The sequence below is a fragment of the Aminobacter sp. MSH1 genome, assembly GCF_003071665.1.
GTDB classification, from domain to species: Bacteria; Pseudomonadota; Alphaproteobacteria; order Rhizobiales; family Rhizobiaceae; genus Aminobacter; species Aminobacter niigataensis.
The window spans coordinates 2,380,227-2,403,564 of record NZ_CP026265.1; the positions used below are offsets into that span (position 1 = coordinate 2,380,227).

The following is a 23,338-nucleotide window of genomic DNA, read 5'->3' on the forward strand; positions in this document are numbered from 1 at the left end:
GCCGTCAGAACTCAGTTCGTCTTGGGCAGCTTGTAGGCGACCACATAGTCGCCGCGATCGGGCGACTGGCGGGCGCCGCCGGCCGAGATGACGACATATTGCGCACCGGTCTCAGGCGACACGTAGGTCATCGGCGTGGCCTGGGCGCCGACTGGCAGGCGGCCCTTCCACAATTCCTCGCCGGTCTCCACATCGATCGCGCGCAGGTAGTAGTCCTGCGTGCCGGCGTAGAAGACGAGGCCGCCCGAGGTGGCAACGGGGCCACCGAGCGTCGGCATGCCGATCGGAATCTGCATCCCGGTCTTCATGCCGAGGGGGCCGGTGTCCTCGAGCGTGCCGGCCGGAACCTGCCAGACCAGCGTGCGCGACTCGAGGTCGACCGCGCTGATCGTGCCGTAGGGCGGCTGGTGGCAGGGAACGCCGAGCGGCGACATGAAGCCGTTCTTCAACGCGCCGTAGGGCGTGCCCTTCTGCTGCGACAGGCCGTCATGAGCTGCCGAGCCGCCATAGTTGTCGGCCTCCTCGCGGGCGATGAGCTGAACGAACTGCGGCATGCGGATGTCGTTGACGATCAAGAGGCCACGGGCCTCGTCGATCGCTGCACTGCCCCAGTTCATGCCGCCATAATAGCCCGGGTAGATCAGGCTGCGGTCGGTCCTCGGCGGCGTGAACTCGCCGTCATAGCGCAGCTTCTTGAACTCGATGCGGCAATACAGCTGGTCGTAGGGCGTCGCGCCCCACATCCGCGCCTCGGTGAACGGCTCGGTGCCGATTGACGGCATGCCCACCGAGTAAGGCTGGGTCGGCGCCGTCCAGTCGCCTTCCATCGCGCCCTGTGGCACGGCACGTTCCTCGACTTCGGCTATCGGCTTGCCGTCGCGGCGGTCGAGCATGAAGATCTGGCCGCGCTTGGTCAGCTGGATCAGGGCAGGGGTCTTGCCGCCCTTGCCGTCTGGCACGTCATAGAGTGCCGGCTGGGCGGGTACGTCATAGTCCCAGATGTCGTGGTGCACGGTCTGGAACTTCCAGCGCTCCTTGCCGGTGTCCATGTCGAGGGCGACGACCGCGGCCGAATATTCCTCGGCTGCCTTGCTGCGGTGGGCGCCCCAGAAGTCCGGGGTGGCGTTGCCGGTCGGCAGGTAGACGAGGCCGAGGGCTTCGTCATAGGCCGGCGTCGACCAGACGTTCGGCGTGCCGCGCGTGTAGCTCTCGCCTTCCGGCGGCAGCTTGGTGATGGCGGGGTTGCCGAGGTCCCAGGCCCAGACCAGTTCGCCGGTGCGGGCCGAGAAGGCACGGACGGCGCCCGAAGGCTCGCCGGTCTCGACATTGTCCCAGACCCAGCCGCCGACCATGATCAGGTCGCGCATGACGGTGGGCGCCGAGGTCTGGAAATAGAAGCCGTCCTTGATCTCGCCCATGCCCTGCTTGAGATCGACGATGCCGCCATTGCCGAAGTCCTGGCACAGTTCGCCGGTCTTGGCGTCGAGCTGGATCAGGCGGGCGTCGATGGTGGTCATGACGATGCGGGCGGCACAGGCGTTCGATGCCGGGGCGGCGGGGGCCACGGGCGCGATAACGCTGGTCGGGGCCAGCGGATCGGTGGGCGCCGGGGCTTCGGCCTGGACCGGAGCTAGTGCCGGCTCGTAGTAGCTGACGCCACGGCAGCGCTGCCAAAGCGGCGACTTGGCCTTGGGATCGTATTTCCACTTCACTTCGCCCGTGTCCGGGTTCAGCGCGTGGACGATGTTGTTGGGCGAGCAGGTGTAGAGCGTGTCGCCGACGAAGAGCGGCGTGCTCTGGTCCTGCGCCGAACCTTGCGGAGTGTCGCCATGGCGGAATGTCCAGGCGACTTCGAGCTGGTTGACGTTGTCGCGGTTGATCTGGTCGACCGGGGCATAGCGCGTGCCGGCCGGCGTGCGGCCGTAATAGCGCCAGTCACCGGCGCTTGCAGCGGCCGGGGGAACGGCAGGCGCGGGCTCCTTGGCAAATTCGTTGCGCGTCACGCCATGTGGCGTGAAGGCGTAGAAGGCCGTTGTGGCCAGCGACACGGCAAGCAGGCCGGCGAGCGCGAAGGGAGCGCGCTTACCCTTGCTTGACGGAAACAGCGGAGCCAGGAGCAGCGCCGGGATGGCGATGACGGCGGGTGCCACGAGGCGTGGCACGAGCGGCCAGAATTCGAGGCCGGATTCCCAGATCGCCCAGGCGACGGTCGCCAGGAACACGATGGCGTAGAGCCACAGTCCCTGCTTGCGGCGCAGCGCATAGAGAATGCCGGAGGCGATGACGCCGAGGCCGGCGAGTGCGTAATACCAGGAGCCGCCCAGGCCAATCAGCTGGACGCCGCCATAAACGAGCGGCGCGCCGATGATGACCATGAGCAGGCCGAAGAGAACCAGGAGCCAGCCGCGCCTCCGCTTGTCCGTTGTTCTGCCATTTGTAGTTACCTGTGAAGATTGAACATATCGCCACCGCCCTTGTGGGCGACGACGGCTGCGATCGTCATGCCGGTGCTGTGCGGGCGCTTCCTCGCCCTGCGTCCGCATGGAACCGGTGCCGCCCGTGGCGGCCTGCGCATCGTCGAGGCGAAAACCGGTTTTGGTCTTCGCCAGGCACGATGCGTTGTGCGAGAATCTGATCGTATCCTAATAGATAGTATGTTATCTTTCGGCAATGTCCAATGGGGCCACCGATCGCGCCAGTTTCGGCAAGTATTTGGTATCGGTTGCCCGGTTGTGGCGGCACGCCGCCGACCGCGCGCTCGACGATTGCGGGCTGTCGCACGCCACCGCCATGCCGCTGGTGACGCTGTCACGGTTAGGCGACAACATCCGCCAAGGCGTGATCGCCGACCATCTCGGTTTCGAGGGCCCGTCGCTGGTGCGTATCGTCGATATCCTGGCGGCTGACGGCCTGGTCGTCAGGGTCGGCGACCCCGGTGACCGGCGCGCCAAGATACTGTCCCTGACCGATGCCGGCCGTGCCCGCGTTGTCGAGATCGAGCGCATTCTCGAGCGCCTGCGTACCGATCTGCTCGCCGGCGAAGACGACGCGGGCCTTAGGACCGCCGTCAGCTTGCTGGAGCGGCTTGAGGGGCGGCTGCTGAGCGCTGACCCGGACGCTGGCTGAGGGTGCTGGCCACCTTGATATCGCGTTCTGCGCCATGGCGAAGCCGGGCCGCGCTGCTAGGCTGCAAACCTCCCGAACCCGCGAGGAAGATTCCATGACCAGCCAGACCGACAAGGCGAAAGCCTTCCACGCCCTGCATGTGAAGGGCAATCCCGTCGTGCTCTACAACGCCTGGGACCCAGGCAGTGCTGCCATCGTGGCCAAGGCCGGCGCCAGGGCGATTGCCACCGGCAGTTGGCCCGTGGCCGCTGCCTTCGGTTTCGCCGACGGCGAAAAGATCCCGCTCGACGTCGCCCTCGACAACATCAGGCGCATCGTCGCGGCCGTCGACCTGCCAGTGACGATGGACCTCGAGGGCGGCTACGGCGTCGCGCCGGAGCAGGTGGCGAAGACGGTTTCGCGTGCCATCGAGGCCGGTGCCATCGGCTTCAACTTCGAGGACCAAATCGTCGGCGGCGAGGGTCTGCACGACATAGCGCTTCAGGCCGAGCGCGTGGCTGCGGCTGCCGCGGCGATCAAGGCTTCGGGCGTGCCCGCCTTCCTCAACGCCCGCACCGATATCTTCCTCAAGAACAAGCCGGACACCCACGGCGAGAAGCATGTCGACGAGGCCGTCGAGCGCTCTCGCGCCTACGCCAAGGCCGGCGCGCACGGTTTCTTTGCACCGGGTCTCGGTGACGAAAAGCTGATCGGCCGGCTCTGCCGCAAGGCCGAGCTTCCGGTCAACATCATCGCGCTCGCGCATGTGCCGCCGAAGGCCAAGCTTGCCGAGCTCGGCGTCGCCCGCATCAGCTACGGTCCGGTGCCGTATCGCCAGATGGCTGAATGGCTCGAAGCCAAGGCGAGGGCGGCCTTCGAATAGCCCAACAAACCAGGGCCCATCCCGGTGCAACGGGATGGGTCGATCCTATGCCAGCGGCTTCAGTTCGATGGCGATCGTCGGCAGCAACTCCGATACCGTCGGGTGGATGTGCACCGCGCGCTGCAGCGTCTCGATCGGCGCCCTGGCGTACATCAGGTCGAGCACGGCATGAATCGTCTCGTCGCCCCCGGTGCCCAGTACCGAGGCGCCGAGGATGTCCCTGCTGTCGGCGTCGACCAGGATCTTCATGAAGCCCTGCGTCTCGCCTTTCTCCACCGCGCGGCCGACGCGTGTCATAGGTCGCTGGCCGACCAGCACCTTGCGGCCCGACTTGCGCGCCGCAGTCTCGGTCATGCCGGCGCGGCCGAGCGGCGGGTCGATGTAGAGCGCATAGGCCTCGATGCGGTCGCTGACCTTGCGCTCGTCCTTGTCGAGCAGATTGGCGGCGACGATCTCGAAGTCGTTGTAGGAGGTGTGGGTGAAGGCGCCCTTGCCGTTGCAGTCGCCCAAAGCCCAGATATGCGGGACATTGGTCCGGAGCTGGTCGTCGACTTCGACATAACCGCGCTTGTCGGTGGCGACACCTGCCTTGTCCAAACCGAGGTCGTCGGTGTTGGGTTTTCGCCCGATGGCAAGCAGCATATGGGTGCCGACTACGGCACGGTCGCCGCTGGTGCAGTCGACGCCGACCTGCACGCCGCCCGGATGGCGCGCAAAGCTGATGCACTCGGCATTGAGCCTAAGCTTGATGCCCTCGTTTTCGAGGATGCCCTTGACCGCCTCGGAGACGTCTTCGTCCTCGCGCGAGATCAGACGGGGCCCCTTTTCGACCACCGTCACCTTTGCGCCGAAACGGCGGAACATCTGGGCGAATTCGAGCCCGATATAGCTGCCGCCGACCACAACCAGATGCTCCGGCAGGAAGTCGACTTCCATCATCGACGTGTTGGTCAAATAGGTGATGTCGCCGATCCCCGGCATGTCGGGGATGTTGGCGCGGCCGCCGACATTGATGAAGATGCGTTCGCCGTGCAGCAGCTCGTCGCCGACGCGCACCTCGTGCGGTCCTTCGAAGCTGGCGTGGCCGCGAAACAGCGTGCAGCCCTTCATGCCGCCGATCCAGTCTTCCAGGCTGGTCCGGGAATCGAGCGTCACCTTGTCCTTGCGCCCCTTCACGACCTTCATGTCGACCGAGACATCGCCGGTCGAAACGCCATAGTCGGCGCCGGTGCGGGCGAGATGGGCGGCATAGGCGCTGGCCACCATGGTCTTGGTCGGCTTGCAGCCGGTATTGACGCAGGTGCCGCCGACCAGCTTGCGTTCGATCAGCGCCACTGTCTGGCCCGCTGCCGTCAGACGCCCGGCAAGCGGCGGGCCGGCCTGGCCGCAGCCGATGATGACGGCGTCGAATTTCCGGGCGGCCGTCATGCGACGGCGCTCACGATCAGAAGGGCGCCGAGGATCGCCACTGCGTCCTCGATCAGCGCGGCCGGCAGGTCCTTGCCGAAGGCGGCAGCGAGCCTGCCGCGCACTTCCGCGCCGCCGAGCGTGCCCAAGATCGCGCCGATGATGCCGGCGGCCAATCCGCCGACCATTATGCCGCCGGCGGTGCCGATCGCAGCACCGGCCAGGGCGCCCATGACGATGCGGGCGCCGAACTGCTGCGGCACCTTGCGGCTCGGGGTCGACGGCAGCTGGTCGGTGACGAATTCGACAAGCGCCAGCACGGTGAAGATCGCCACCGTGATCCAGTGGCCCATGAAGCTGGCCCAGGTGCCGGCCAAGGGCAGCCAGCCGAGCCAGGCGCCCCAGGCAATTGCCGCCGGTGCGGTCATGGCCCTGAGGCCGGTAACAATTCCGATGAGAAGCGCGAGCAGGTAGATCATCCGGTGTCCCCCGTGGATGTGACTGGTCCGAAAATGCTCTTGTCGTGCAGTTCGCCAGTTGCCGGCTCGCCGCCAGATCGTCAGGCTAGCACAGCCTGTCCGTTTGGCCAGAGATGGCAGCTTTTGCAGCCTCGTCCTTCTGTGATTTTGCTTCGTACCGAAGAGGAGATCGTGCCATGAGCGAACGCAAGAAGATGGCCGCCGGCGCGTGGTACAATTGCGTCGATGCCGAGCTCGACGCACTGCGCCTCGCCGCTGCCAACGCCATCTTCGAGCACAATTCGCTTGCGCCTTCATTGCGCGGGGACATCGCGCCCAAGCTGAAGGCGCTCCTGGGTACGGCGGGCGAGGGCGCGCGTATCGAAGCGCCGTTCCATTGCGCCTATGGCTTCAACATCCATCTCGGCAAGGGCGTGTTCCTCAACGCCGGCTGCACTATCCTCGACACTGCGCCCGTGCGCATCGGCGGCGGCACGATGTTCGGGCCTAACGTGCAGGTCTATTGCCCCGAGCACCACAAGGATCCGGTCCATCGCCGCGCCGGGCTGGAGATCGCCCGGCCGGTCGCAATCGGCGAAAATGTCTGGATCGGCGGCGGCGCCATCATCCTCGGCGGCATCGATATCGGCGACAACGCCATCGTCGGCGCCGGCACGGTGGTGACGAAGAACGTGCCAGCAGGCGCTACCGTTGTCGGCAATCCGGCGCGGCCAGTTCGCTGAAACTATTATTCCTGCGATTGACAGCGCCGGTCCGTGCCGCCATATCGGAGGCGTTAATGTTCTCAGGGCGGGGTGAAAGTCCCCACCGGCGGTAAGGGTTTTCGAACTCAAGCCCGCGAGCGCTTCCCGGCAACGGGAGGGTCAGCAGATCCGGTGTGATTCCGGAGCCGACGGTCATAGTCCGGATGGAAGAGAACGAACGGGAAAGCGGTGGCGCATGCTGCCGGGATTCCGTCTCGTGCGTCCTGATTCTGGTTCGAAACGGAAGGATGGACCCATGAATCAGCAATCCCCGAAAGACTTCGATACCCGCCGCGTTGCCGTGATCCGCGCACGCTGGCATGCCGACATCGTCGATGAATGCGTCAATGCCTTCGTTGCCGACATCGAGAAGCTGGGCGGCGGCCGCATCGCCGTCGACGTCTTCGACGTGCCCGGCGCCTATGAAATCCCACTGTTTGCCAAGACGCTCGCCGAAACCGGCCGCTATCAGGCGATCCTCGGCGCTGCCTTTGTCGTCAATGGCGGCATCTATCGCCATGAATTCGTCGCGCAGGCGGTGCTCGACGGCATGATGAACGTGCAACTCCAGACCAGCGTGCCGGTTCTGTCGGCTGTGCTGACCCCGCACAATTATCATGACAGCGCCGAGCATCACCGCTTCTTCTTTGACCACTTCAAGGTCAAGGGTGCCGAAGCGGCCCATGCCTGTGTCGAACTGCTCAAGGCACGCGAACTGGTCGCGGCCTGACACCATCGGACGAACCCGGCTCTCCCCTCAGGGGGAGGGCCGGGCGGACCGTCGGGCTGTCACACGCCACGCTGAAACCCGGCTCTGGCCCTATACGGCGATGCGGCGGGGTTGCATGATCGCGGAACTTCAGACGGGAGGTCCGCCATGTCATCCATACCGCTGCCGCTCAAGGGAACCTGCCGTTGCGGCCGGGTCGAGATCGAGGTGTCGAAAGCACCGATCTGCACCGCCGCATGCCATTGCCCGGGCTGCCAGAAGATGTCGTCCTCGGCCTATTCGCTGACGGCGATGGTGCCGGCCGACGGCTTTGCGGTCACCAAAGGCGAGACCGTCATCGGCGGGCGGCATGGCCAGGACCTGCATCACCAGTTCTGCGATCACTGCAAGACATGGATGTTCACCCGCGTCGCGGGTGTGGAGTGGTTCGTCAACGTGCGGCCGACCATGCTGGAGGAGACGGCGTGGTTCCGCCCGTACATGGAAACCTTCACCAAAACCAGGCTGCCCTTCGCCGAAACCGGTGCCGTCAGGAGCTTTGCGGAGTTCCCCGCGATGGAGGAACTCGAGCCGCTGATGCGGGAGTACCGGGCATGGGCGGAAGCGGGGAAGGCCTCGAGCTAAGGTACGTTCCGCGCCATCGGCGCGAAGCTGCTGAGGCCGAGCCATGCCTGCATGGCGCGGGCGATCCTGTCGTCGCCGTCGACCTCGAGGCGACCTGAATCGAGCTCCTGCCTGAGCGCGCTCAGCCCCATCCAAACCGACGTCATGCTGCGCAGCGATCCCTTGACCTCGAGATCGATGTCGAAGCCAGGATCCGAATTGCACAGGTCGACCGCGCCGCCATCGACCACCAGCCACCAATTCTGCTGTGATTTCGCCACTTCGGGGTACAGAAAGTGAATCGTGCAGCGTTGCGGCGGCAGCGGCTTGGGATTGAGGTTGCGCCGCATGTCCCACATCAGCAGCGAAGGGTCGAGATTCCTGAGGGTTAGCTGGCTTTCCACCCAGCGGTGGCCCCATTCGCCGAGGCCGAGGATGATCGGGCGCAGGTCTTCGCCGGCATCGGTCAGCCGGTATTCGACCGTCCCAGCCGATCCGCGCCCGGTCTGGACCACGCCTGCGCGTTCGAGTTCCTTCAGGCGCTTGGACAAAAGGGCCGGCGACATTCTCGGCACGCCGCGCCGCAAGTCGTTGAATCGGCTCGATCCCATCAGCATTTCGCGCACCACCAGCGCCGTCCAGCGCGTGCACAGCACCTCGGATGCCATCGAAACCGGGCAGAACTGGCCGTAGCCGCCGCGATCGCTCATCTCGCATCGCTCCCTGAGGAATTGGCGATCATAGCGCAAAAGCCGCCCCGGCGCACCGGTACAGTTCCTGAACTGGACCGGCGATGGCTTTGGCGCAATTCTTCACCCCGACCTGCCAGTCAACCAGGAGACGACTTGATGAGAAGTCTTGAAAACATCGCGACGGCAAGTGCAGGTGGGACCATTCCGGTTGCCACCGATGTCGTGGGCGCGGCCCATGAACTGGCTCCGATCCTTGCGGAACGTGCTCCCAAGTTCGACGAGAGCGATCGGTTCGTCGCCGAGAATTACGTGCTTTTGAAAGAAGCCGGACTGGTTCAAGCCGGCGTGCCGCTCGAACTGGGCGGCGGCGGCGCCGAGGTGTCCGAACTTTGCGACATGCTGCGCATCCTCGCCCATTCCTGCGGTTCGACGGCGCTTGCCTTTGCCATGCACACACATCAGGTGGCGATCCCCGCCTGGCGCTGGCGTCACCAGAAGGTGGCGGCGGTCGAGCCCCTGCTCAAGCGTATCGCGGCCGAGAAGATCATTCTCCTTTCCAGTGGCGGGTCCGACTGGATCGGCGGCTCGGGCAAGGCCGAGAAGGTCGATGGCGGCTATCGCATCACCGCGCGAAAGGCGTTCACCTCGGGTGCCGTCGCTGGCGACATCCTGATGACCGGCGCGATCCTCTGCGAAGAGGACGGCACCGAAAAGGTCATCCATTTCGGCGCGCCGATGCGGGCGCCCGAGGTCAGCGTCATGGACAACTGGCGCACGCTCGGCATGCGCGGCACCGGCTCGAACGACGTCGTCATCGACGGACTGTTCATCCCCGATGCGGCGGTCAGCTTCTCGCGCACGCCGCGGCAATGGCATCCGGTGTTCCAGATCATCGCCACCGTTGCCTTCCCGCTGATCTACGCGGTCTATCTCGGCGTCGCCGAAAGTGCGCGCGACATCGCCGTCGAGATCGCGCGGAAGAAGCCGGGAGGCGAGGGCGTGCTCAATCTTGCCGGCCGCATGGACACGGCCCTGCGCGCCGCCCAGATGGCCCACCGCTCGATGATCGAGACGATCGAACGCAATGCACCCTCGGCCGAAAGCGTCAATGACGTGATGATCGGACGCGCGCTGGTCGCGCGCCACGGCCTCGAAGTCGTCGACCTTGCCATGGAACTGGCGGGCGGGGCGTCCTTCTACCGCGAACGCGGGCTCGAACGCCGCTTCCGCGACATGCAGGGCGCGCGCTTCCATCCGCTCCAGGCCGGCCCGCAGGCGCAGTATGCCGGGGCGATGGCGTTGGGATTGCCGGTGAACGGGATCTTCTGATCCGCGCAAACGAAGTCGGCCGCCGCGATGTCGCGGCGGCCGAGCTTTTAGGGAAGTCCGTTTTATCTCAGAACAGGCCTTCGATCTGACCTGCCTCGTTGAGGAAGATCTTTTCCGACGACGGAGCCTTGGGCAGGCCGGGCATGGTCATGATCTCACCGCAGATGGCGACGATGAAGCCGGCACCGGCCGACAGCCTGACCTCGCGCACCGACACGACATGGCCGGTGGGCGCGCCGCGCAGGTTCGGGTCGGTCGAGAACGAGTACTGCGTCTTGGCCATGCACACCGGCAGGTGGCCGTAGCCGGCGGCTTCCCAGGCATGGAGCTGGTCACGCACCGACTTGTCGGCGATCGCCTCCGAGCCGCGGTAGATACGCTTGACGATGGTGTCGATCTTGTCGAACAGCTTCATGTCGTCGGGATAGAGCGGGGCGAACTGCGAGGCGCCGCTCTCGGCAAGCGAGACCACCTTGTGGGCGAGCTCCTCGATGCCGGCCGAACCATGGGCCCAGTGCTTGCAGACGATGGCTTCTTCGCCCATCGCCGCGACATACTCCTTCATCGCCGCGATCTCGGCGTCGGTGTCGGAGTAGAAGTGGTTGATCGCCACCACCGCCGGCACGCCGAACTGCTTGACGTTTTCGATGTGGCGGCCAAGGTTGGCGCAGCCCTTCTTCACCGCCTCGACGTTTTCCTTGCCGAGGTCTTCCTTCTTGACGCCGCCGTTCATCTTCATGGCGCGCACGGTGGCGACGATGACCGCAGCCGCCGGCTTGAGGCCAGCCTTGCGGCACTTGATGTCGAAGAACTTCTCGGCACCGAGATCGGCGCCGAAGCCGGCTTCGGTGACGACATAGTCGGCGAGCTTCAGCGCGGTCGTGGTGGCGACCACCGAGTTGCAGCCGTGCGCGATGTTGGCGAACGGGCCGCCATGGACGAAGGCGGGGTTGTTTTCCAGCGTCTGCACCAGGTTCGGCTGGACCGCGTCCTTGAGCAGCACGGCCATGGCGCCGTCGGCCTTGAGGTCGCGGGCATAGACGGCGCTCTTGTCGCGGCGGTAGGCGACGATGATGTCGCCGAGGCGCTTTTCGAGATCCTTGAGGTCGGTCGCCAGGCACAGGATCGCCATGACTTCCGAGGCAACCGTGATGTCGAAGCCGGCTTCACGCGGGAAGCCGTTGGCGACGCCGCCGAGCGAGCAGTTGATCTCGCGCAGGGCGCGGTCGTTCATGTCCATGACGCGGCGCCAGACGACGCGGCGGGTGTCGATGTTGAGCTCGTTGCCCCAGTAGATGTGGTTGTCGATCAGCGCCGACAAAAGGTTGTGGGCGGTGGTGATGGCGTGGAAGTCGCCGGTGAAGTGGAGGTTCATGTCCTCCATCGGCACGACCTGGGCATAACCGCCACCCGCTGCACCGCCCTTGACGCCGAAGTTGGGTCCGAGCGAGGCTTCGCGGATGCAGACCACGGCCTTCTTGCCGATGCGGTTGAGGCCGTCGCCCAAGCCCACGGTGGTGGTGGTCTTGCCTTCGCCGGCCGGCGTCGGGTTGATCGCGGTGACCAGGATCAGCTTGCCGTCCTTGTTCTTGCGCGCATTGGCGATGAACTCGGCCGAGATCTTGGCCTTGTCGTGGCCGTAGGGCAGCAGATGCTCGGTCGGAATGCCGATCTTGGCGCCGATCTCCTGGATCTGTTTCTTGTTTGCCGCGCGGGCAATTTGGATGTCGGTCTTGTGCTCGGCCATGACGGCTCCTCCGGAATTCAGACTTTGCGTGAGCGGGCAGCAGCACCCATGCTCGTGGGCGCATAGAAACGCGACACTACTCCGTGCTGCCGTCTCAAAACAGCCGCCCAATGCACGGATTGCGACAGGGCAAGAGAGCGAATAGGGAGTAGGGAATAGCGAGCAGGGAAGGTGGCGGGCGCGCAGAGCGTGTTGCGTTACCGTACTACTCCCTATTCGCTACTCACTGTTCGCCATTCGCTTATCTGCTCAGCACGTTGCTGATCTCGACGAGGTTCGAACGCACGCGCAGGATGTAGAAGCCCATCGTGATAAGGTGCGAGGGCATGAACCAGCCATCCTCGGCGCCGTTGGAAATGATGAATGGCTGGATGTTGAGCGCCGAACGTGTCTGCTGCTCCATCGTGTCCCACAGATTGTCGAGGTTGCGGGTGCGCAGCACGTCCTCGAAATCGGCATGGGTCGCCTTCAGCAGGCCGTAATAGCCGTAGAGCTGGCCATAGGCGAACCAGAAGCGGTCGTCGGCGCGCGGGTCGAACCAGCCATTGTTGAAGTTCTCGGCCCGGTCCTTGAGGATCGCTGAGGTGGCGCCGATGTCGTTGGAAATGCGGTCGATGAACTGGATCAGGTTGTCGGCGCGGGCGTCGAACACCGCTTCGCATTTCTCCAGCCGGGCGTTGAAGCTGTTGAGGCTCTTGATCGCCGAACGGTAGTAGCTCGGGGTCGGCGTCTTCGGACCGAACGGAGTCAGGCCGAAATACCAGGTGTATTCGTCGAACTGCATGTTGCCGCGGGCGTCCTGCAGGTCGGAATCGACCTGGCTGGTACCGCGCACGCGGCCGAGATTGTCGGCCAGCTCCGTCGTCGTGCGCCGGATCGCCTGGTTGATGCCGCGCTGGAACGAGGCCTTGTTGTCGAGGAACGGCGTCTTGTCCCAGGACAGGCCGAACAAGCCTGTCTTGTAGAGGATCATCGACGAGATCCAGGCATTCTCGTTGACGTTGAAATTGGTCAGTTCGGCCGAGATGTCGGCGATGGCCGAACGGCCGCAGGTGCGCGCGGTGTCGGTGCCGCCGCCGGCGACGACCTGCTCGCCGGCCGAAACGTTGCGGTTCTCGAAATTATGCGCCGCGACATAGTCGGGGTTGAAGTTGGTCCAGACCTGCGTGTTCCAGACGAAGTAACCGTAGAGTGCCACCAGGCCGAGGATGGCCGCGCCGAGCGCGCTCTTGAGGATCCAGCCGCGCTGGACGTACCAGCGACCGAGCCAGATGAACGGCAAGAGCAGGATGCCGATGACGAAGCCGAGGCCGCGGCCGATCAACTGGAATATCCGGGTGAAGAAACTCACGATCGGATCAAGCATATGGAACCCCCTCAGTCGGTCAGGCCGTAAAGCTGTGCGCGGAACGCTGCCTTGTCTTTCAGATATGAGCTTTTCAACGTGTCCACAACATTGGATCGCCAGGTCTCGCTGAGCTCTTCATAGTCCTTGTAGAAGCCTTGCTTGTTGAAGACATAGCGCGACACGAAGTCGGACGGCACGAATTCCGAGATCAGCCGGTTGGTCAGCCAGGCGTCGGGATGATCGGGCTTGGCGCGCACCACCAGAAAGCGATGCAGCGGAAATACGTCTTCGAGCCTGAGCTGTCCGAGCTGGGAGATCTCGCGCTTGGCGCCGTTGAGGAAGGGGAAGGTGCCGTCGCTGTTGATCGCGTCGGCATGGCTGTGGATCCAGGTCTGCAGCCAGACCTTGTCGACCTTGCCCAGGTCGCGCTTCGGCTCGGCGGCGCGGATCAGCGCCCTGACCGCCATCTCGGCCCGGTGCTCGAGATAGCCGGAGCTTTCGATCCACGAAGCGCGCGGCAGGTCGAGGCGCCCGGTAGAGGCCAGGAACTTGAACACCTTGTCGGCGTCGCGGATCGACAGGTAGCTCACCTGCCATGGCCGCGAGCGGCGGAAGCCAGGCGCCGATGGATCGGAGATCACCGTCGTCACGTCGCGGTCGACGAAGACGTAGAGCCCGCCGAAATGGCTGGTCCAGAAGGCGTTGTGGCGGAAGATCACCTGGTCGGGCACCAGCGCGTTCTCGCGGATGTCGCCGCAGACCTTGGCGAGCTCGACCATGCGCGTGAGCATTTCGTCGTCGCGCCAGGCCTCGGGCTCCTGCTTCAGCTTGTCGACCAGCTTGCCGAGCTCGGCGGCCTTGCCGAGCACGTCCTCGGCCGACAGCACGCGGAACTCGACCTGGTTGATCGACAACAGGTCCTCGATGTCCTCGACCTTGGACACCGAATCCTCGATCTCGCCGTAGATCACGTCCTTGATCGTCAGCGCGTCGATGGCGCGCTGGTTCTTCGACATGAATTCGAACAAAAGCTGCGAGGTGTTGGAGAACGCCGTGTGCACCACCGGCAGGTCGATCTGCGACGGCGTCAGGATGATGAAACGGCGGTTGACCTCGTTGGGGTCGAGATACTGGTAGTCGCCCAGCTCCTCGGCGATCTCGGGCGAGAAGCCGGTGCGGTCGATCTCGAAACTCTTCAGCTTTGTCGGTTCGAGCCCGAACGCCTTGAGCGCCTTGTTGTAACGGTCGATCAGATGCGGCTCGTCGACCGGCAGCAGGCGGCCGTAGATGAGCTCGTTGTCGCGGAGGAGGTCCATCTAGACACCAAACCAAAGAAGCAACGCGAGTATGTAAGCTAGCGCCAAGCAGACCAGATTTGTGACAAATTTTCCAAATATCTCTGCGGCTTCTCCGTAAAATTCGACATTTTTATTTTCGATATTCAAGCTTTTTGATGCATATTTTATTTTATATCTAATACCAACCACACTTCTTATCGCAGGAAAATTCAAATATATGGTTATTATCGTCGCCTGCACCCACAAGAGATATAGGTCTCGCATCCCGACGTGCTCAACGAATCTTGGAAAATCCTGAGATGAGCCTGATAGCCAGTCAAGCATTCCAAAGCCCCTTCGCCTTCAGCTCCTCCATCTCCTTCGCCGCGCGTTCGCGTAGCCTTGCGTCGCGGAGCAGCTTCGACACCGCGGCATCGTCCGACTTGTCGGAGTATCGGAACTCAGAGTCGGCGTAGCGGTTGATCTCCTGCATCACCATGTCCATCGAGAACGGCCCGCGCAGCTCCTCGATCATCGCCTTCTTCTCATCGTAGCCCTTGTGCATGAAGGCTTCCGGCTTTTCGAACCAGTCCTCCGGCAGCTCGATGTCCATGGCGCGCATTTTGATCGCGTCGGTGACGTTCTTGATGGCGCGGCCAGTGAAGCGCGGTTCGGCTTCCTTGATCATGTGCAGGTAGGTGCCGACGTCAGCTAGCGACTTGGGCGCGCCATTGTCCTTCATGAAGCGGTCGTAGACCTTTTCCAGCCCGTCTTCCTGCGGCCTGGCATGCTCTTCATAGGCCTCGGTCACGGCGCGCTGGATCTCCTGCGCGGCATAGAGCTCGTGCTCGCCGAGCGGGATCTTGTGGTTCTTGCCGGCGAGCAGCACGAAGATGTCGATGTAGTCGTCGCGGGTCTGCGGCCCGTCGACCAGCCAGCGGGCGCCGGCGCGCTGGCGCAGCGCGTCGTCGACATTTTCGGGATAGTTGGAAAACATGCCGAAGGAGCAGTTGCCGCGCACCACGGTGCCGGCGCCGGCGAAGGCGTCCATCAGCACGCCGGTGATTTCCTGCTGGCCGGCAGAAGCGCGGTCGTCGGAGCGCTTGGCCGCCACCTGGTCGATGTCGTCGATGGTGCCGAAGCCGATGGCGCGCGGGTTGAGCACGTTGTTGATGAACTGGCGGCAGTTCTGGCCCGACTTGCCCTGGTAGGACGAGATCTGGTCGACGCCGAAATTCTCGTAGGCGAAGGGGTAGCCGGCGACCTGGCAGTAATTGTTGACCAGGCCGGCGATCATCTGGATCAGCGTCGTCTTGCCGGTGCCGGGCGCGCCGTCGCCGATGAAGGTGAACAGGAAACCGCCAAGCTCGACGAACGGGTTCAGCTCGCGGTCGAAATCATAGGCCATCAGCATCTTGGCCAGCCTGACCGACTGGAACTTGGCGATGTGGTTGCCGACGACCTCCTGCGGCTTCTTGAAGGTCATCACCAGCGGCTTCGACTTCTTGCCCGGTGCGACGTCGAAGCCGTCGAGGGTGAAGTCGTCGGCGTCGATGCGGATATGGGCGTTCTCGAAGGCGCCGAGCCCGTCGAAGCGGCCCTTGCGCTGCAAAAGGCCCTCGATCGCGACACGAGCGAAGGCGCGGCCGCGCGTCAGAAGATCGGCATCGTCCTTGGCGCCCGAAAGCGCGCGGTCGAGGCCCGAGACGATCGATTTCACCGCATCCTGCGGCGTGTCGAACAGGAAGTCAGGTTCGGTGACATCGTTGGGCGCTTCGCCGTCGCTGTCGATCAGCTGGGCGAGATAGGAGGCAAGTGTGAAGGCTGCGACATAGGCCGAGGCCGACAGCAGCTTCTTGAAATGGCTGGCTTCGTCGCCTTCTAGCGGCGTCCGCGCATTCTTGGCCTGCAGCGCCTCGAGATCGGTCGAGCGCGAGAACACGTCGGAGACGGCCAGCGCCACCGCAATGCCGCGGCGGGCGCGGAACAGCAGGGTGTGCTGGGGGATCGACATCAGCTGGTCGTCGGGGCGGATGGCTGCGACGGTCTTCTGCAGCTCGACCTCGCGCGTCTTGCGGATCGAGCCGGTCGACACAGTGGAGACAAAGCGCCGGTTGGTGCCGGCCAGTGCCGTACCCGACTGGCCGGAGGAATCCTCCAGCACGACGATGCGGGTGATGAAGCTCTGCGCGATGGCGCGGTGCTTTTCGATGTCGGCTTCCGAAATCGCAGTCAGGCCGGTGTCCATTGAACCCTCGCTCGTTCAGGGGAGCGTTGGCGCTGCCCCTCATCCCCTGCCGGTCCTTCTCCCCGTGAGGACGGGGAGAAGGAGGCTGACCGCGCCGTCGACGCCTCCCTCTCCCCGTTCTTCACGGGGAGAGGGTAAGGGTGAGGGGCTGAGCCAACCCAAGCCGGTCGCGCGCTACACATCGCTAATCACCTGTCCCTTCGACAGGATGTGCACCTTGTACCCGCCAAAGATCTTCTCGGCCTCGCCGGCGGCATAGAGCGCCTGGTAGGCCTCGTGCGGGATCAACGCGTGCTTCTCGTAGCTCGACACGCCCTGGCGCGCGGCTTCGAGATCGTCGGTGTTGATGAAGAACTCCTCGCTCGCCGGCTCGCTCGACCACAGGCCCTTGCGCCCCGGCTTCTCGGCCTTGGAATAAACCTCCTGGATCGTCCAGGTCAGCAGCCAGGCGTTTTCGGCCTTGCGCACCTTGGACAGCACTTCGGCCACCGCCGAATTGTGCTCGGTGATGCCGGCCGAATAGAACGGGCCGAGCACGAGCCGCCGCAGCTGCTTGGGGTGCAGGTCGGGGAAATCCTTGTCGAGATTGGTGGCGATGGTCAGCGGCGACAGCGAATAGGCCGAGTTCTTCTCGGTGAAGTCGTCGAAGCGGTGGGCCAGGTCGGGATTGAGCAGGCCGTCGACGGGCAGGGGAATGTCGATCTTCTCGTTGAGCTTGCCGTTGTTGTCGACCAGTTGCTCGACCATCGCCTCGGACGAATCCTCGACCGTGGCCATATAGATCATCGGCAGGTTGGCGCTGCCGTCGAAGCTGCCCCAATGGACGAGATAATAGGGCCGCATCGACTTCGGGTTGACCGACACCTTGGCCGTCTGCGCCAGGATGAACGGGCTGAAGGTCACGCCGTCCTTGACGTCCTCGAGATACAGCCGCTCGGCCATCGAGCGTTGCAGCGCCTCGGGGAATTCCTTGTGGCGCAGGATGAAGTCGGCCATCTCCTCGCGCAGCTCGCCGGGCGGGGGGATGCTGGCCAGACGCTGCGCCGCCGTCTTGCGGTCGTTTTCCAGTTCCAGCACGTTCTGGAACACCGGAAAACCGCTTTCGGCGCGCGAAATCTTGAAGGTCTCCATGAAGCCCAGCCGATTGCGCCAGCAGGCGAACGACCGCTCCAGCCGCGAGATGTACTCGGCCGCGATCTTCGCCACGATGCCGTGCCTGTAGAGCGGCGAGCGGTCGTCGCGCATGAAGATTTCCAGCCCGCTCAGCGCCGCCTTGATCGCATCGAAATAGCGGACGGCCGGGTCGTCGGTGGGGGTCATGGGCGAAATCTCGAATGCATGGGCTCGACGTTGCCCCCCTCTGTCCTGCCGGACATCTCCCCCACATGGGGGGAGATCACCCGCCATCTGCGCCTTTGCCCCACTTTCAACGCCGAAGATTGGCGAAGTCTGAGCCGCCGCCTGATCTCCCCCCTTGCGGGGGAGATGACCGGCAGGCCAGAGGGGGGCGCGACGGAGCGCAGGGCTCTCATCTGAATAGTCGTTACGACTGCACGTAGTCCGAAGCGTTATGCTTCTTCAGCACATCGTCGAAGCGGCGGGCAAAGGCGTCGTCGGCAAGCTTCTTGCGGCGCTGGATGTCGGCAGTCGCTACCATGTTCTTCTCGTGCATTTCGAGCAGGTCGCCGATGTGCTTCTGGGCGGCCGCACCGATGCCGGCCATCGTCTCCTCGGCGGTGTTGTCGACCTTGGAGCCCAGCGTGTTGATCTTGTGGGCGACGTCCTGCTGGGCCGCGGTCTTCAGCGAGTCCTCCAGCGCCTTGTAGAGCACGATGCGCTGTTCGGTATCGATGGTCAGCTTGTTGATCAGCGTGTTCTGCGCCGCGATCTGGTTGTTCAGCGAATCGACGAAGGTCTGGAACATCGAAGTGTAGCGCTCGAGCGTCTGGCTCTCGGCCAGCAGTTCCTGCTCCTTGGCCTGCTTCTCGTTGTATTCGGTGGCGAGCTTGGAGCGTTCGGATTCGAGGTCGGTGCGCTCCTTCTGGCTGGTCGACGCCGCGATCTTGTTTTCGATGTCGAGGAGAAGCGGATTCAACTCCTCGATGCGCTTCTGGACCGCCTCAAGATTGGACATCGTCGACTTGCGGCGCTCGATCACCTGGGACAGGCTGGTCTCCGAGGTCTTGTAGCGCGCGTCGAGCACGTCCTTCTGTGCCTTCAGGATGCCGACGATGGTGTCGGACTTGACCAGGAGTTCCTGCAGGTTGCCGGCCAGCGACATGTTGCGCACACGGTCGGTGCGCATGCGCTGCTTGCTCGAATCGGAGAAGATGCCGACGAAGGTTTCCCAGCCGGTGAAGCTCTTCATACTCTCGAATTCGGAGCCGAACACGTTGGTGGCGTCTTCAAGGCCGATGATCAGGTCGGCGATGTTTCCTTCCATCACCTTCTGCTGCTTGAGAACGTCCTGGATGCGCGCATTTTCGATGTCGAAATCGCTGGCGCCGATCTTCTCGTCAGTCTTGGCGATGGTGTCGAGCACGGTGCCCGATTTTTCGATCTTGGTCCGCATTTCTTCCACGACCTGCTTGGTCTTGGCGATTTCGGCATCGAAATTCTGCAGCGTTGCCATACGTTCCTCCGGTGTCGAATGCGGGACAGTGGCGCCGAATATATGTGCCGCATCTATCGATTGAAAGACGCAAGCGCCCGGCGAAAACATTTAAGGCGAAGCTACTTAGCTCCGCGATGCAAAACCGATGAAATCATCTGGCTGGGCGCGGCCCATCTCTTCTTCCCAGTGGCGCCGGCACAAGGAGACATAGACATCCTTGCCGATTGCCACCTGCTCGCCCTGGCGCGCCACCTTGCCGTCGGGGCCGAGGCGGACCACCATAGTCGCCTTGCGGCCGCAACGGCAGATGGTGCGCACCTCGCGTAAATCGTCGGCGATGGCGAGCAAAGCGCGCGAACCGCTGAACAAATTGCCCTGGAAATCGGTGCGCAGGCCGTAGCACATGACCGGGATATTCAGACGGTCGGCAACCCGCGCCAGTTGCCAGACCTGTTCTTCTTCAAGGAACTGCGCCTCGTCGACGAAGATGCAATGCACTGTCGTATGATCGTGGTGCTCGGCGATACGGGCGAACAAGTCGTCGCCGTGGCGGAACATTTCGGCGCCGGCCTCAAGGCCGATGCGCGACGAGATGTAGCCGGTGTCGCCCTTGCTGTAGTGGCCGGCGACGAACAGCATCGTCGTCATGCCGCGCTCGCGGTAGTTGTAGGACGCCTGCAGAAGCATGGTCGTCTTGCCGGCGTTCATCGTGGCATAGTGGAAGTAGAGCTTGGCCATGTGCTTCCTTAAGCCCAAGCTGGCGGGCGCGGGGAGAGGGCAGCTTCGCCATCCACCGCAAAAAACCTTCGCGATGTCGCTGATGGATCAGCCCGCGGCGTGTGTCGCTGCGTCATGTCACTTGAATCCAAAGGAAAATGGTGTTTGGCTCGCGACAAAGACGAACAACAACACTATCGCGTTGCCGTTAAAAATACGAATGGGAGAATCTACATATGTCGCGCATGATAACACTCGCCGCCGCCATCGGCGTGTCGGCGGTCATGACTGCCGGTGCCGCTTACGCGGGGGACGCCGAGAGCTGCAAGAAAGTGCGCCTGTCCGATGTCGGCTGGACCGACATCCAGGCCACCACCGGCGTTGCCTCGGTGCTGCTGACCGCAATGGGCTACGAGCCGGAGGTCATCCAGCTTTCGGTGCCGGTTACCTACGCCTCGCTCAAGAACAACGACCTCGACGTCTTCCTCGGCAACTGGATGCCGTCGATGACCAGCGACATCAAGGATTACACCGCCGAAGGTTCGGTAGAGACCGTCAGCAAGAACCTCGACGGCGCCGGCTACGGCCTTGTCGTCCCAACCTATGTCGCTGAAGGCGGCGTCAAGACGCTGACCGACCTCGGCAAGTTCAAGGACAAGTTCGGCGGCAAGATCTACGGCATCGAAGCGGGCAATGACGGCAACCGCATCATCCTCGAAATGCTGGGCAAGGCGGAGAACAATCTCGCCGGCTTCGAGCTGGTCGAATCGTCCGAAGCCGGCATGCTGACGCAGGCCGAGCAGGCGATGAAGGACAATCAGTGGATCGTCTTCCTCGGCTGGACGCCGCATCCTGTCATGGGCGAGATGAAGATCGCCTATCTCGACGGCATGGGCGACTCGGGCTTCGGCGCTGCCACCGTGCACACCAACGTGCGCAAGGGCTACGTCGCCGAGTGCCCGAATGTCGGCAAGTTCATCACCAACCTGTCGTTCGACCTGTCGATGGAAAACACCATGATGGACGCGATCCTGAAAGGCGGCAATGCCAATGACGTCGCCAAGGAGTGGCTCAAGGCAAATCCCGACGCGGCCACCAAGTGGCTCGACGGCGTCACCACCTTCGATGGCGGCGATGCTTCGGCTGCGGTGAAGGCGGCGCTGGCAAGCTAAGCCTGCGTCCTTGCCGACAAAATGACATGATGAAGGGCAGCGAAGCGAGACAGCTGCCCTTTTTCGTATCAAGTTAAGCGAGAAGCGCCGGCGCGACCGGTGCCTGCGAAAGCAATAGAGAGGGGACAGATGGATCCGGTATCGAGCTTGCTGGCCGCCTACAAGATTCCGATCGGCCTTTGGGGCAAGGCATTCTTCACTTTCCTCACCGACAATTTCAACGCCATCTTCCGCGGCTTTTCCAACGGCCTCAACCTGCTGCTCGACGGGCTGGTCGATGCGCTGCTGCTGTTGCCGCCGGTCGCGCTGGTCGCGCTCATCGCGCTGCTGGCCTGGTATCTCCAGCGCTCGCGGGCGCTGGCGATCGGCGTCGCACTGGGGCTGTTGTTCATCATCAACCAGGGCCTCTGGAAGCAGACGGTCGAAACGCTGGTGCTGGTCGTCGCCGCAGCCGCAGCCTCGATGCTGATCGGCGTGCCGCTCGGCATCTGGGCCGCGCACAAGCCCAAGGTCTACCGCGTCATGCTGCCGGTGCTCGACCTGATGCAGACGCTGCCGACCTTCGTCTACCTGATCCCGGTGCTCACTTTGTTCGGCCTCGGCAACGCGCCGGGCCTGATCGTCACCATCATCTTCGTCATCCCGACGGCGGTGCGTCTCACCCATCTCGGCGTCGTTTCGGTGCCGAAGGCCATTATCGAGGCCGGCGAGGCGTTCGGCGCTACCAAGCGGCAGCTGTTGTGGAAGGTCGAGCTGCCGGCGGCGCTGCCCACCATCATGGCGGGGCTTACGCAATGCATCATGCTGTCGCTGTCGATGGTGGTGTTCGCCGCCCTCATCGGCGCCGGTGGCCTCGGAACGGAAATCAACCGCGCGCTCGGCTCACGCAAGATCGACCTCGGGCTTGAGGCGGGGCTGGCTATCGTGGTTCTCGCCATCGTGCTCGACCGGATGACGCGTATCGGCGTGGGAGGCAAGAAATGAACATTGCCGTCGATTTCAAGAATGTCGACATCGTCTTCGGTAACGACACCAAGGGCTCGCTCAATCTGATCGACAGCGGCGCCAGCCGCGCCGAGATCCTCGAAAAGACAGGCAACGTGCTCGGCTGCGCGGGTGCCAATCTCACCGTCAACGAGGGCGAGATCTCGGTGCTGATGGGCTTGTCCGGCTCGGGCAAGTCGACGCTGCTGCGTGCCGTCAACCGCCTCAACATCGTCTCGCGCGGCCAGGTCATGGTCAAAGACGGCGACAAGATGGTCGACGTCGTGTCCTGCGACGAGGCCACGCTGCGGCGGCTGCGGCAGCATCAGGTCGCCATGGTGTTCCAGCAGTTCGGCCTGCTACCGTGGCGCACGGTCGAGGAGAATGTCGGCCTCGGCCTCGAACTTGCCGGCATGCCGGAAGCCGAGCGCAAGCAGAAGGTCGGCAAGCAGCTCGACCTCGTCAACCTGACGCCCTGGGCGAAGAAATACGCCCACGAGTTGTCCGGCGGCATGCAGCAGCGCGTCGGCCTGGCGCGTGCCTTCGCCACCGAGGCGCCGATCCTTCTGATGGATGAGCCGTTTTCGGCGCTCGATCCGCTGATCCGCACCAAGCTGCAGGACGAGCTGCTGCAGCTGCAGAAGACGCTGAAGAAGACGATCATCTTCGTCAGCCACGATCTCGAGGAAGCGCTGAAGATCGGCAACACCATCACCATCATGGAAGGCGGGCGCATCGTCCAGTCCGGACCGCCCGAGGACATCGTGTTGCGTCCGGCCAACGACTATGTCCGCGACTTCATCGCCAATGTGAACCCGCTGTCGGTGCTGACGGCGTGGAACGTCATGCGCGACCGCCGCGATCTCGAAGATGCGGGGAAGGGCTGGGTCTGGCTCGACCGGCGCAAGACGACACGCTTCAAGATCGACGCACAGGGTCTCGTCGCCGCCGCCGAGCGCAACGGCCAGCCGGCTGTATGGGTCTCCGTCGACGACATCGAAAAATCGTCCGACGAGGCCTCGCACGTGTTCTGGGCCAAGCCCGGCACCTCGCTCAAGCTGGTGATGCTCGCCATGCACCGCTCGCAGACGTCGCCTGTGGCGCTGTTCGACGACCAGTCGCGCTTCGTCGGCGCCATCGGTATCCGCGATGTGCTGTCGGCGGTGCTCAGGCGGTAGCGATCTTTTCCTTCTCCCCCTGTGGGAGAAGGTGGATCGGCGCGTAGCGCCGAGACGGATGAGGGGTGCTGGCCGGAGTGCT

20 protein-coding genes and 1 riboswitch are annotated in these 23,338 nt (G+C 63.7%); of the genes, 9 read left to right on the plus strand and 11 right to left on the minus strand.

The annotated features are described in order from the left end of the window. Window positions 1-11: 11 nt before the first annotated feature. A complete protein-coding gene (locus tag CO731_RS11775) occupies window positions 12-2,375 on the minus strand; it encodes a membrane-bound PQQ-dependent dehydrogenase, glucose/quinate/shikimate family (RefSeq protein WP_108607252.1) in 2,364 nt (787 codons plus the stop codon). A 295-nt stretch (window positions 2,376-2,670) separates the two neighbouring features. Here CO731_RS11775 and CO731_RS11780 point away from each other — a divergent pair, with 295 nt between their 5' ends. Both CO731_RS11780 and CO731_RS11785 read left to right on the plus strand, forming a co-directional pair. After that, window positions 2,671-3,126 carry a MarR family winged helix-turn-helix transcriptional regulator gene (locus CO731_RS11780; protein ID WP_108607253.1) on the plus strand — a complete coding sequence of 152 codons (456 nt, stop codon included), beginning with the start codon at window positions 2,671-2,673 and terminating at the stop codon, window positions 3,124-3,126. A 94-nt stretch (window positions 3,127-3,220) separates the two neighbouring features. After that, window positions 3,221-3,988, plus strand: a complete 768-nt coding sequence (locus CO731_RS11785; RefSeq protein ID WP_108609790.1) for an isocitrate lyase/phosphoenolpyruvate mutase family protein — start codon at window positions 3,221-3,223, stop codon at window positions 3,986-3,988. 45 nt (window positions 3,989-4,033) lie between these two features. Here CO731_RS11785 and CO731_RS11790 read toward each other — a convergent pair whose 3' ends face one another. Beyond that, complete coding sequence (locus CO731_RS11790) at window positions 4,034-5,416, minus strand: FAD-containing oxidoreductase (protein ID WP_108607254.1); 1,383 nt, start codon at window positions 5,414-5,416, stop codon at window positions 4,034-4,036. Beyond that, window positions 5,413-5,874, minus strand: coding sequence for a DUF4126 domain-containing protein (locus tag CO731_RS11795; RefSeq protein WP_108607255.1), 462 nt, complete (start codon window positions 5,872-5,874; stop codon window positions 5,413-5,415). Before CO731_RS11795 ends, CO731_RS11790 begins: the two co-directional genes overlap by 4 nt. Window positions 5,875-6,050: 176 nt before the next feature. Here CO731_RS11795 and CO731_RS11800 point away from each other — a divergent pair, with 176 nt between their 5' ends. From CO731_RS11800 to CO731_RS11810, 3 genes are all read left to right on the plus strand, one after another. Next, window positions 6,051-6,596 carry a sugar O-acetyltransferase gene (locus tag CO731_RS11800; protein WP_159091622.1) on the plus strand — a complete coding sequence of 182 codons (546 nt, stop codon included), beginning with the start codon at window positions 6,051-6,053 and terminating at the stop codon, window positions 6,594-6,596. Window positions 6,597-6,650: 54 nt separating this feature from the next. Next, a riboswitch (FMN riboswitch) is annotated at window positions 6,651-6,797 on the plus strand. Between the two features lie 76 nt (window positions 6,798-6,873). Beyond that, window positions 6,874-7,347, plus strand: a complete 474-nt coding sequence (locus CO731_RS11805) for a 6,7-dimethyl-8-ribityllumazine synthase (RefSeq protein WP_108607257.1) — start codon at window positions 6,874-6,876, stop codon at window positions 7,345-7,347. A 147-nt stretch (window positions 7,348-7,494) separates the two neighbouring features. Beyond that, on the plus strand, window positions 7,495-7,971 hold the full coding sequence (locus CO731_RS11810; protein ID WP_108607258.1) for a GFA family protein: 477 nt from the start codon (window positions 7,495-7,497) through the stop codon (window positions 7,969-7,971). Here CO731_RS11810 and CO731_RS11815 read toward each other — a convergent pair. Continuing rightward, on the minus strand, window positions 7,968-8,660 hold the full coding sequence (locus CO731_RS11815) for a helix-turn-helix domain-containing protein (RefSeq protein ID WP_108607259.1): 693 nt from the start codon (window positions 8,658-8,660) through the stop codon (window positions 7,968-7,970). The genes CO731_RS11810 and CO731_RS11815 overlap by 4 nt on opposite strands. A 135-nt stretch (window positions 8,661-8,795) precedes the next feature. On the opposite strand from CO731_RS11815, the gene CO731_RS11820 reads away from it, so the two are divergent. Beyond that, entirely contained in the window at window positions 8,796-9,971 is a 1,176-nt protein-coding gene (locus CO731_RS11820) for an acyl-CoA dehydrogenase family protein (protein WP_318763959.1), read from the plus strand. 67 nt (window positions 9,972-10,038) lie between these two features. Here CO731_RS11820 and CO731_RS11825 read toward each other — a convergent pair whose 3' ends face one another. From CO731_RS11825 to CO731_RS11860, 7 genes are all read right to left on the minus strand, one after another. After that, window positions 10,039-11,718 carry a formate--tetrahydrofolate ligase gene (locus CO731_RS11825; RefSeq protein ID WP_108607261.1) on the minus strand — a complete coding sequence of 560 codons (1,680 nt, stop codon included), beginning with the start codon at window positions 11,716-11,718 and terminating at the stop codon, window positions 10,039-10,041. Between the two features lie 241 nt (window positions 11,719-11,959). Further along, window positions 11,960-13,084 (minus strand): DUF2333 family protein, encoded by a 1,125-nt coding sequence (locus tag CO731_RS11830; RefSeq protein ID WP_108607262.1) that lies wholly within the window; start codon window positions 13,082-13,084, stop codon window positions 11,960-11,962. Window positions 13,085-13,095: 11 nt separating this feature from the next. After that, on the minus strand, window positions 13,096-14,382 hold the full coding sequence (locus tag CO731_RS11835) for a DUF6638 family protein (RefSeq protein WP_108607263.1): 1,287 nt from the start codon (window positions 14,380-14,382) through the stop codon (window positions 13,096-13,098). 298 nt (window positions 14,383-14,680) lie between these two features. Then, window positions 14,681-16,591 carry an AAA family ATPase gene (locus CO731_RS11840; RefSeq protein ID WP_108607264.1) on the minus strand — a complete coding sequence of 637 codons (1,911 nt, stop codon included), beginning with the start codon at window positions 16,589-16,591 and terminating at the stop codon, window positions 14,681-14,683. Window positions 16,592-16,765: 174 nt separating this feature from the next. Beyond that, the gene (locus CO731_RS11845) at window positions 16,766-17,911 is read right to left on the minus strand and encodes a hypothetical protein (RefSeq protein ID WP_108607265.1); all 1,146 of its coding nucleotides are present in this window, start codon (window positions 17,909-17,911) and stop codon (window positions 16,766-16,768) included. Window positions 17,912-18,134: 223 nt separating this feature from the next. Continuing rightward, complete coding sequence (locus tag CO731_RS11855) at window positions 18,135-19,223, minus strand: hypothetical protein (RefSeq protein ID WP_108607266.1); 1,089 nt, start codon at window positions 19,221-19,223, stop codon at window positions 18,135-18,137. 105 nt (window positions 19,224-19,328) lie between these two features. Further along, window positions 19,329-19,943: a thymidine kinase gene (locus CO731_RS11860; RefSeq protein ID WP_108607267.1), complete on the minus strand. Its 615-nt coding sequence runs from the start codon at window positions 19,941-19,943 to the stop codon at window positions 19,329-19,331. Window positions 19,944-20,158: 215 nt separating this feature from the next. Here CO731_RS11860 and choX point away from each other — a divergent pair, with 215 nt between their 5' ends. The 3 genes from choX (at window position 20,159) to choV (ending at window position 23,256) form a co-directional block, all read left to right on the plus strand. After that, window positions 20,159-21,094 (plus strand): choline ABC transporter substrate-binding protein, encoded by a 936-nt coding sequence (gene choX / locus CO731_RS11865; protein WP_108607268.1) that lies wholly within the window; start codon window positions 20,159-20,161, stop codon window positions 21,092-21,094. 129 nt (window positions 21,095-21,223) lie between these two features. Beyond that, window positions 21,224-22,078 carry a choline ABC transporter permease subunit gene (gene choW, locus CO731_RS11870; RefSeq protein ID WP_108607269.1) on the plus strand — a complete coding sequence of 285 codons (855 nt, stop codon included), beginning with the start codon at window positions 21,224-21,226 and terminating at the stop codon, window positions 22,076-22,078. Then, the gene (gene choV / locus CO731_RS11875) at window positions 22,075-23,256 is read left to right on the plus strand and encodes a choline ABC transporter ATP-binding protein (protein WP_108607270.1); all 1,182 of its coding nucleotides are present in this window, start codon (window positions 22,075-22,077) and stop codon (window positions 23,254-23,256) included. Before choW ends, choV begins: the two co-directional genes overlap by 4 nt. Window positions 23,257-23,338: the final 82 nt, after the last annotated feature.

What these genes read in the sequence shown, in the direction of transcription:
- CO731_RS11840 (WP_108607264.1), bottom strand. Translation starts at nt 16,591, where the DNA reads ATGGACACCGGCCTGACTGCGATTTCGGAAGCCGACATCGAAAAGCAC.
- CO731_RS11835 (WP_108607263.1), bottom strand. Translation starts at nt 14,382, where the DNA reads ATGGACCTCCTCCGCGACAACGAGCTCATCTACGGCCGCCTGCTGCCG.
- CO731_RS11785 (WP_108609790.1), top strand. Translation starts at nt 3,221, where the DNA reads ATGACCAGCCAGACCGACAAGGCGAAAGCCTTCCACGCCCTGCATGTG.
- CO731_RS11860 (WP_108607267.1), bottom strand. Translation starts at nt 19,943, where the DNA reads ATGGCCAAGCTCTACTTCCACTATGCCACGATGAACGCCGGCAAGACG.
- choW (WP_108607269.1), top strand. Translation starts at nt 21,224, where the DNA reads ATGGATCCGGTATCGAGCTTGCTGGCCGCCTACAAGATTCCGATCGGC.
- CO731_RS11790 (WP_108607254.1), bottom strand. Translation starts at nt 5,416, where the DNA reads ATGACGGCCGCCCGGAAATTCGACGCCGTCATCATCGGCTGCGGCCAG.
- choX (WP_108607268.1), top strand. Translation starts at nt 20,159, where the DNA reads ATGTCGCGCATGATAACACTCGCCGCCGCCATCGGCGTGTCGGCGGTC.
- CO731_RS11825 (WP_108607261.1), bottom strand. Translation starts at nt 11,718, where the DNA reads ATGGCCGAGCACAAGACCGACATCCAAATTGCCCGCGCGGCAAACAAG.
- CO731_RS11780 (WP_108607253.1), top strand. Translation starts at nt 2,671, where the DNA reads ATGTCCAATGGGGCCACCGATCGCGCCAGTTTCGGCAAGTATTTGGTA.
- CO731_RS11775 (WP_108607252.1), bottom strand. Translation starts at nt 2,375, where the DNA reads ATGGTCATCATCGGCGCGCCGCTCGTTTATGGCGGCGTCCAGCTGATT.
- CO731_RS11800 (WP_159091622.1), top strand. Translation starts at nt 6,051, where the DNA reads ATGAGCGAACGCAAGAAGATGGCCGCCGGCGCGTGGTACAATTGCGTC.
- CO731_RS11815 (WP_108607259.1), bottom strand. Translation starts at nt 8,660, where the DNA reads ATGAGCGATCGCGGCGGCTACGGCCAGTTCTGCCCGGTTTCGATGGCA.
- CO731_RS11855 (WP_108607266.1), bottom strand. Translation starts at nt 19,223, where the DNA reads ATGGCAACGCTGCAGAATTTCGATGCCGAAATCGCCAAGACCAAGCAG.
- CO731_RS11795 (WP_108607255.1), bottom strand. Translation starts at nt 5,874, where the DNA reads ATGATCTACCTGCTCGCGCTTCTCATCGGAATTGTTACCGGCCTCAGG.
- CO731_RS11810 (WP_108607258.1), top strand. Translation starts at nt 7,495, where the DNA reads ATGTCATCCATACCGCTGCCGCTCAAGGGAACCTGCCGTTGCGGCCGG.
- CO731_RS11845 (WP_108607265.1), bottom strand. Translation starts at nt 17,911, where the DNA reads ATGACCCCCACCGACGACCCGGCCGTCCGCTATTTCGATGCGATCAAG.
- CO731_RS11805 (WP_108607257.1), top strand. Translation starts at nt 6,874, where the DNA reads ATGAATCAGCAATCCCCGAAAGACTTCGATACCCGCCGCGTTGCCGTG.
- choV (WP_108607270.1), top strand. Translation starts at nt 22,075, where the DNA reads ATGAACATTGCCGTCGATTTCAAGAATGTCGACATCGTCTTCGGTAAC.
- CO731_RS11830 (WP_108607262.1), bottom strand. Translation starts at nt 13,084, where the DNA reads ATGCTTGATCCGATCGTGAGTTTCTTCACCCGGATATTCCAGTTGATC.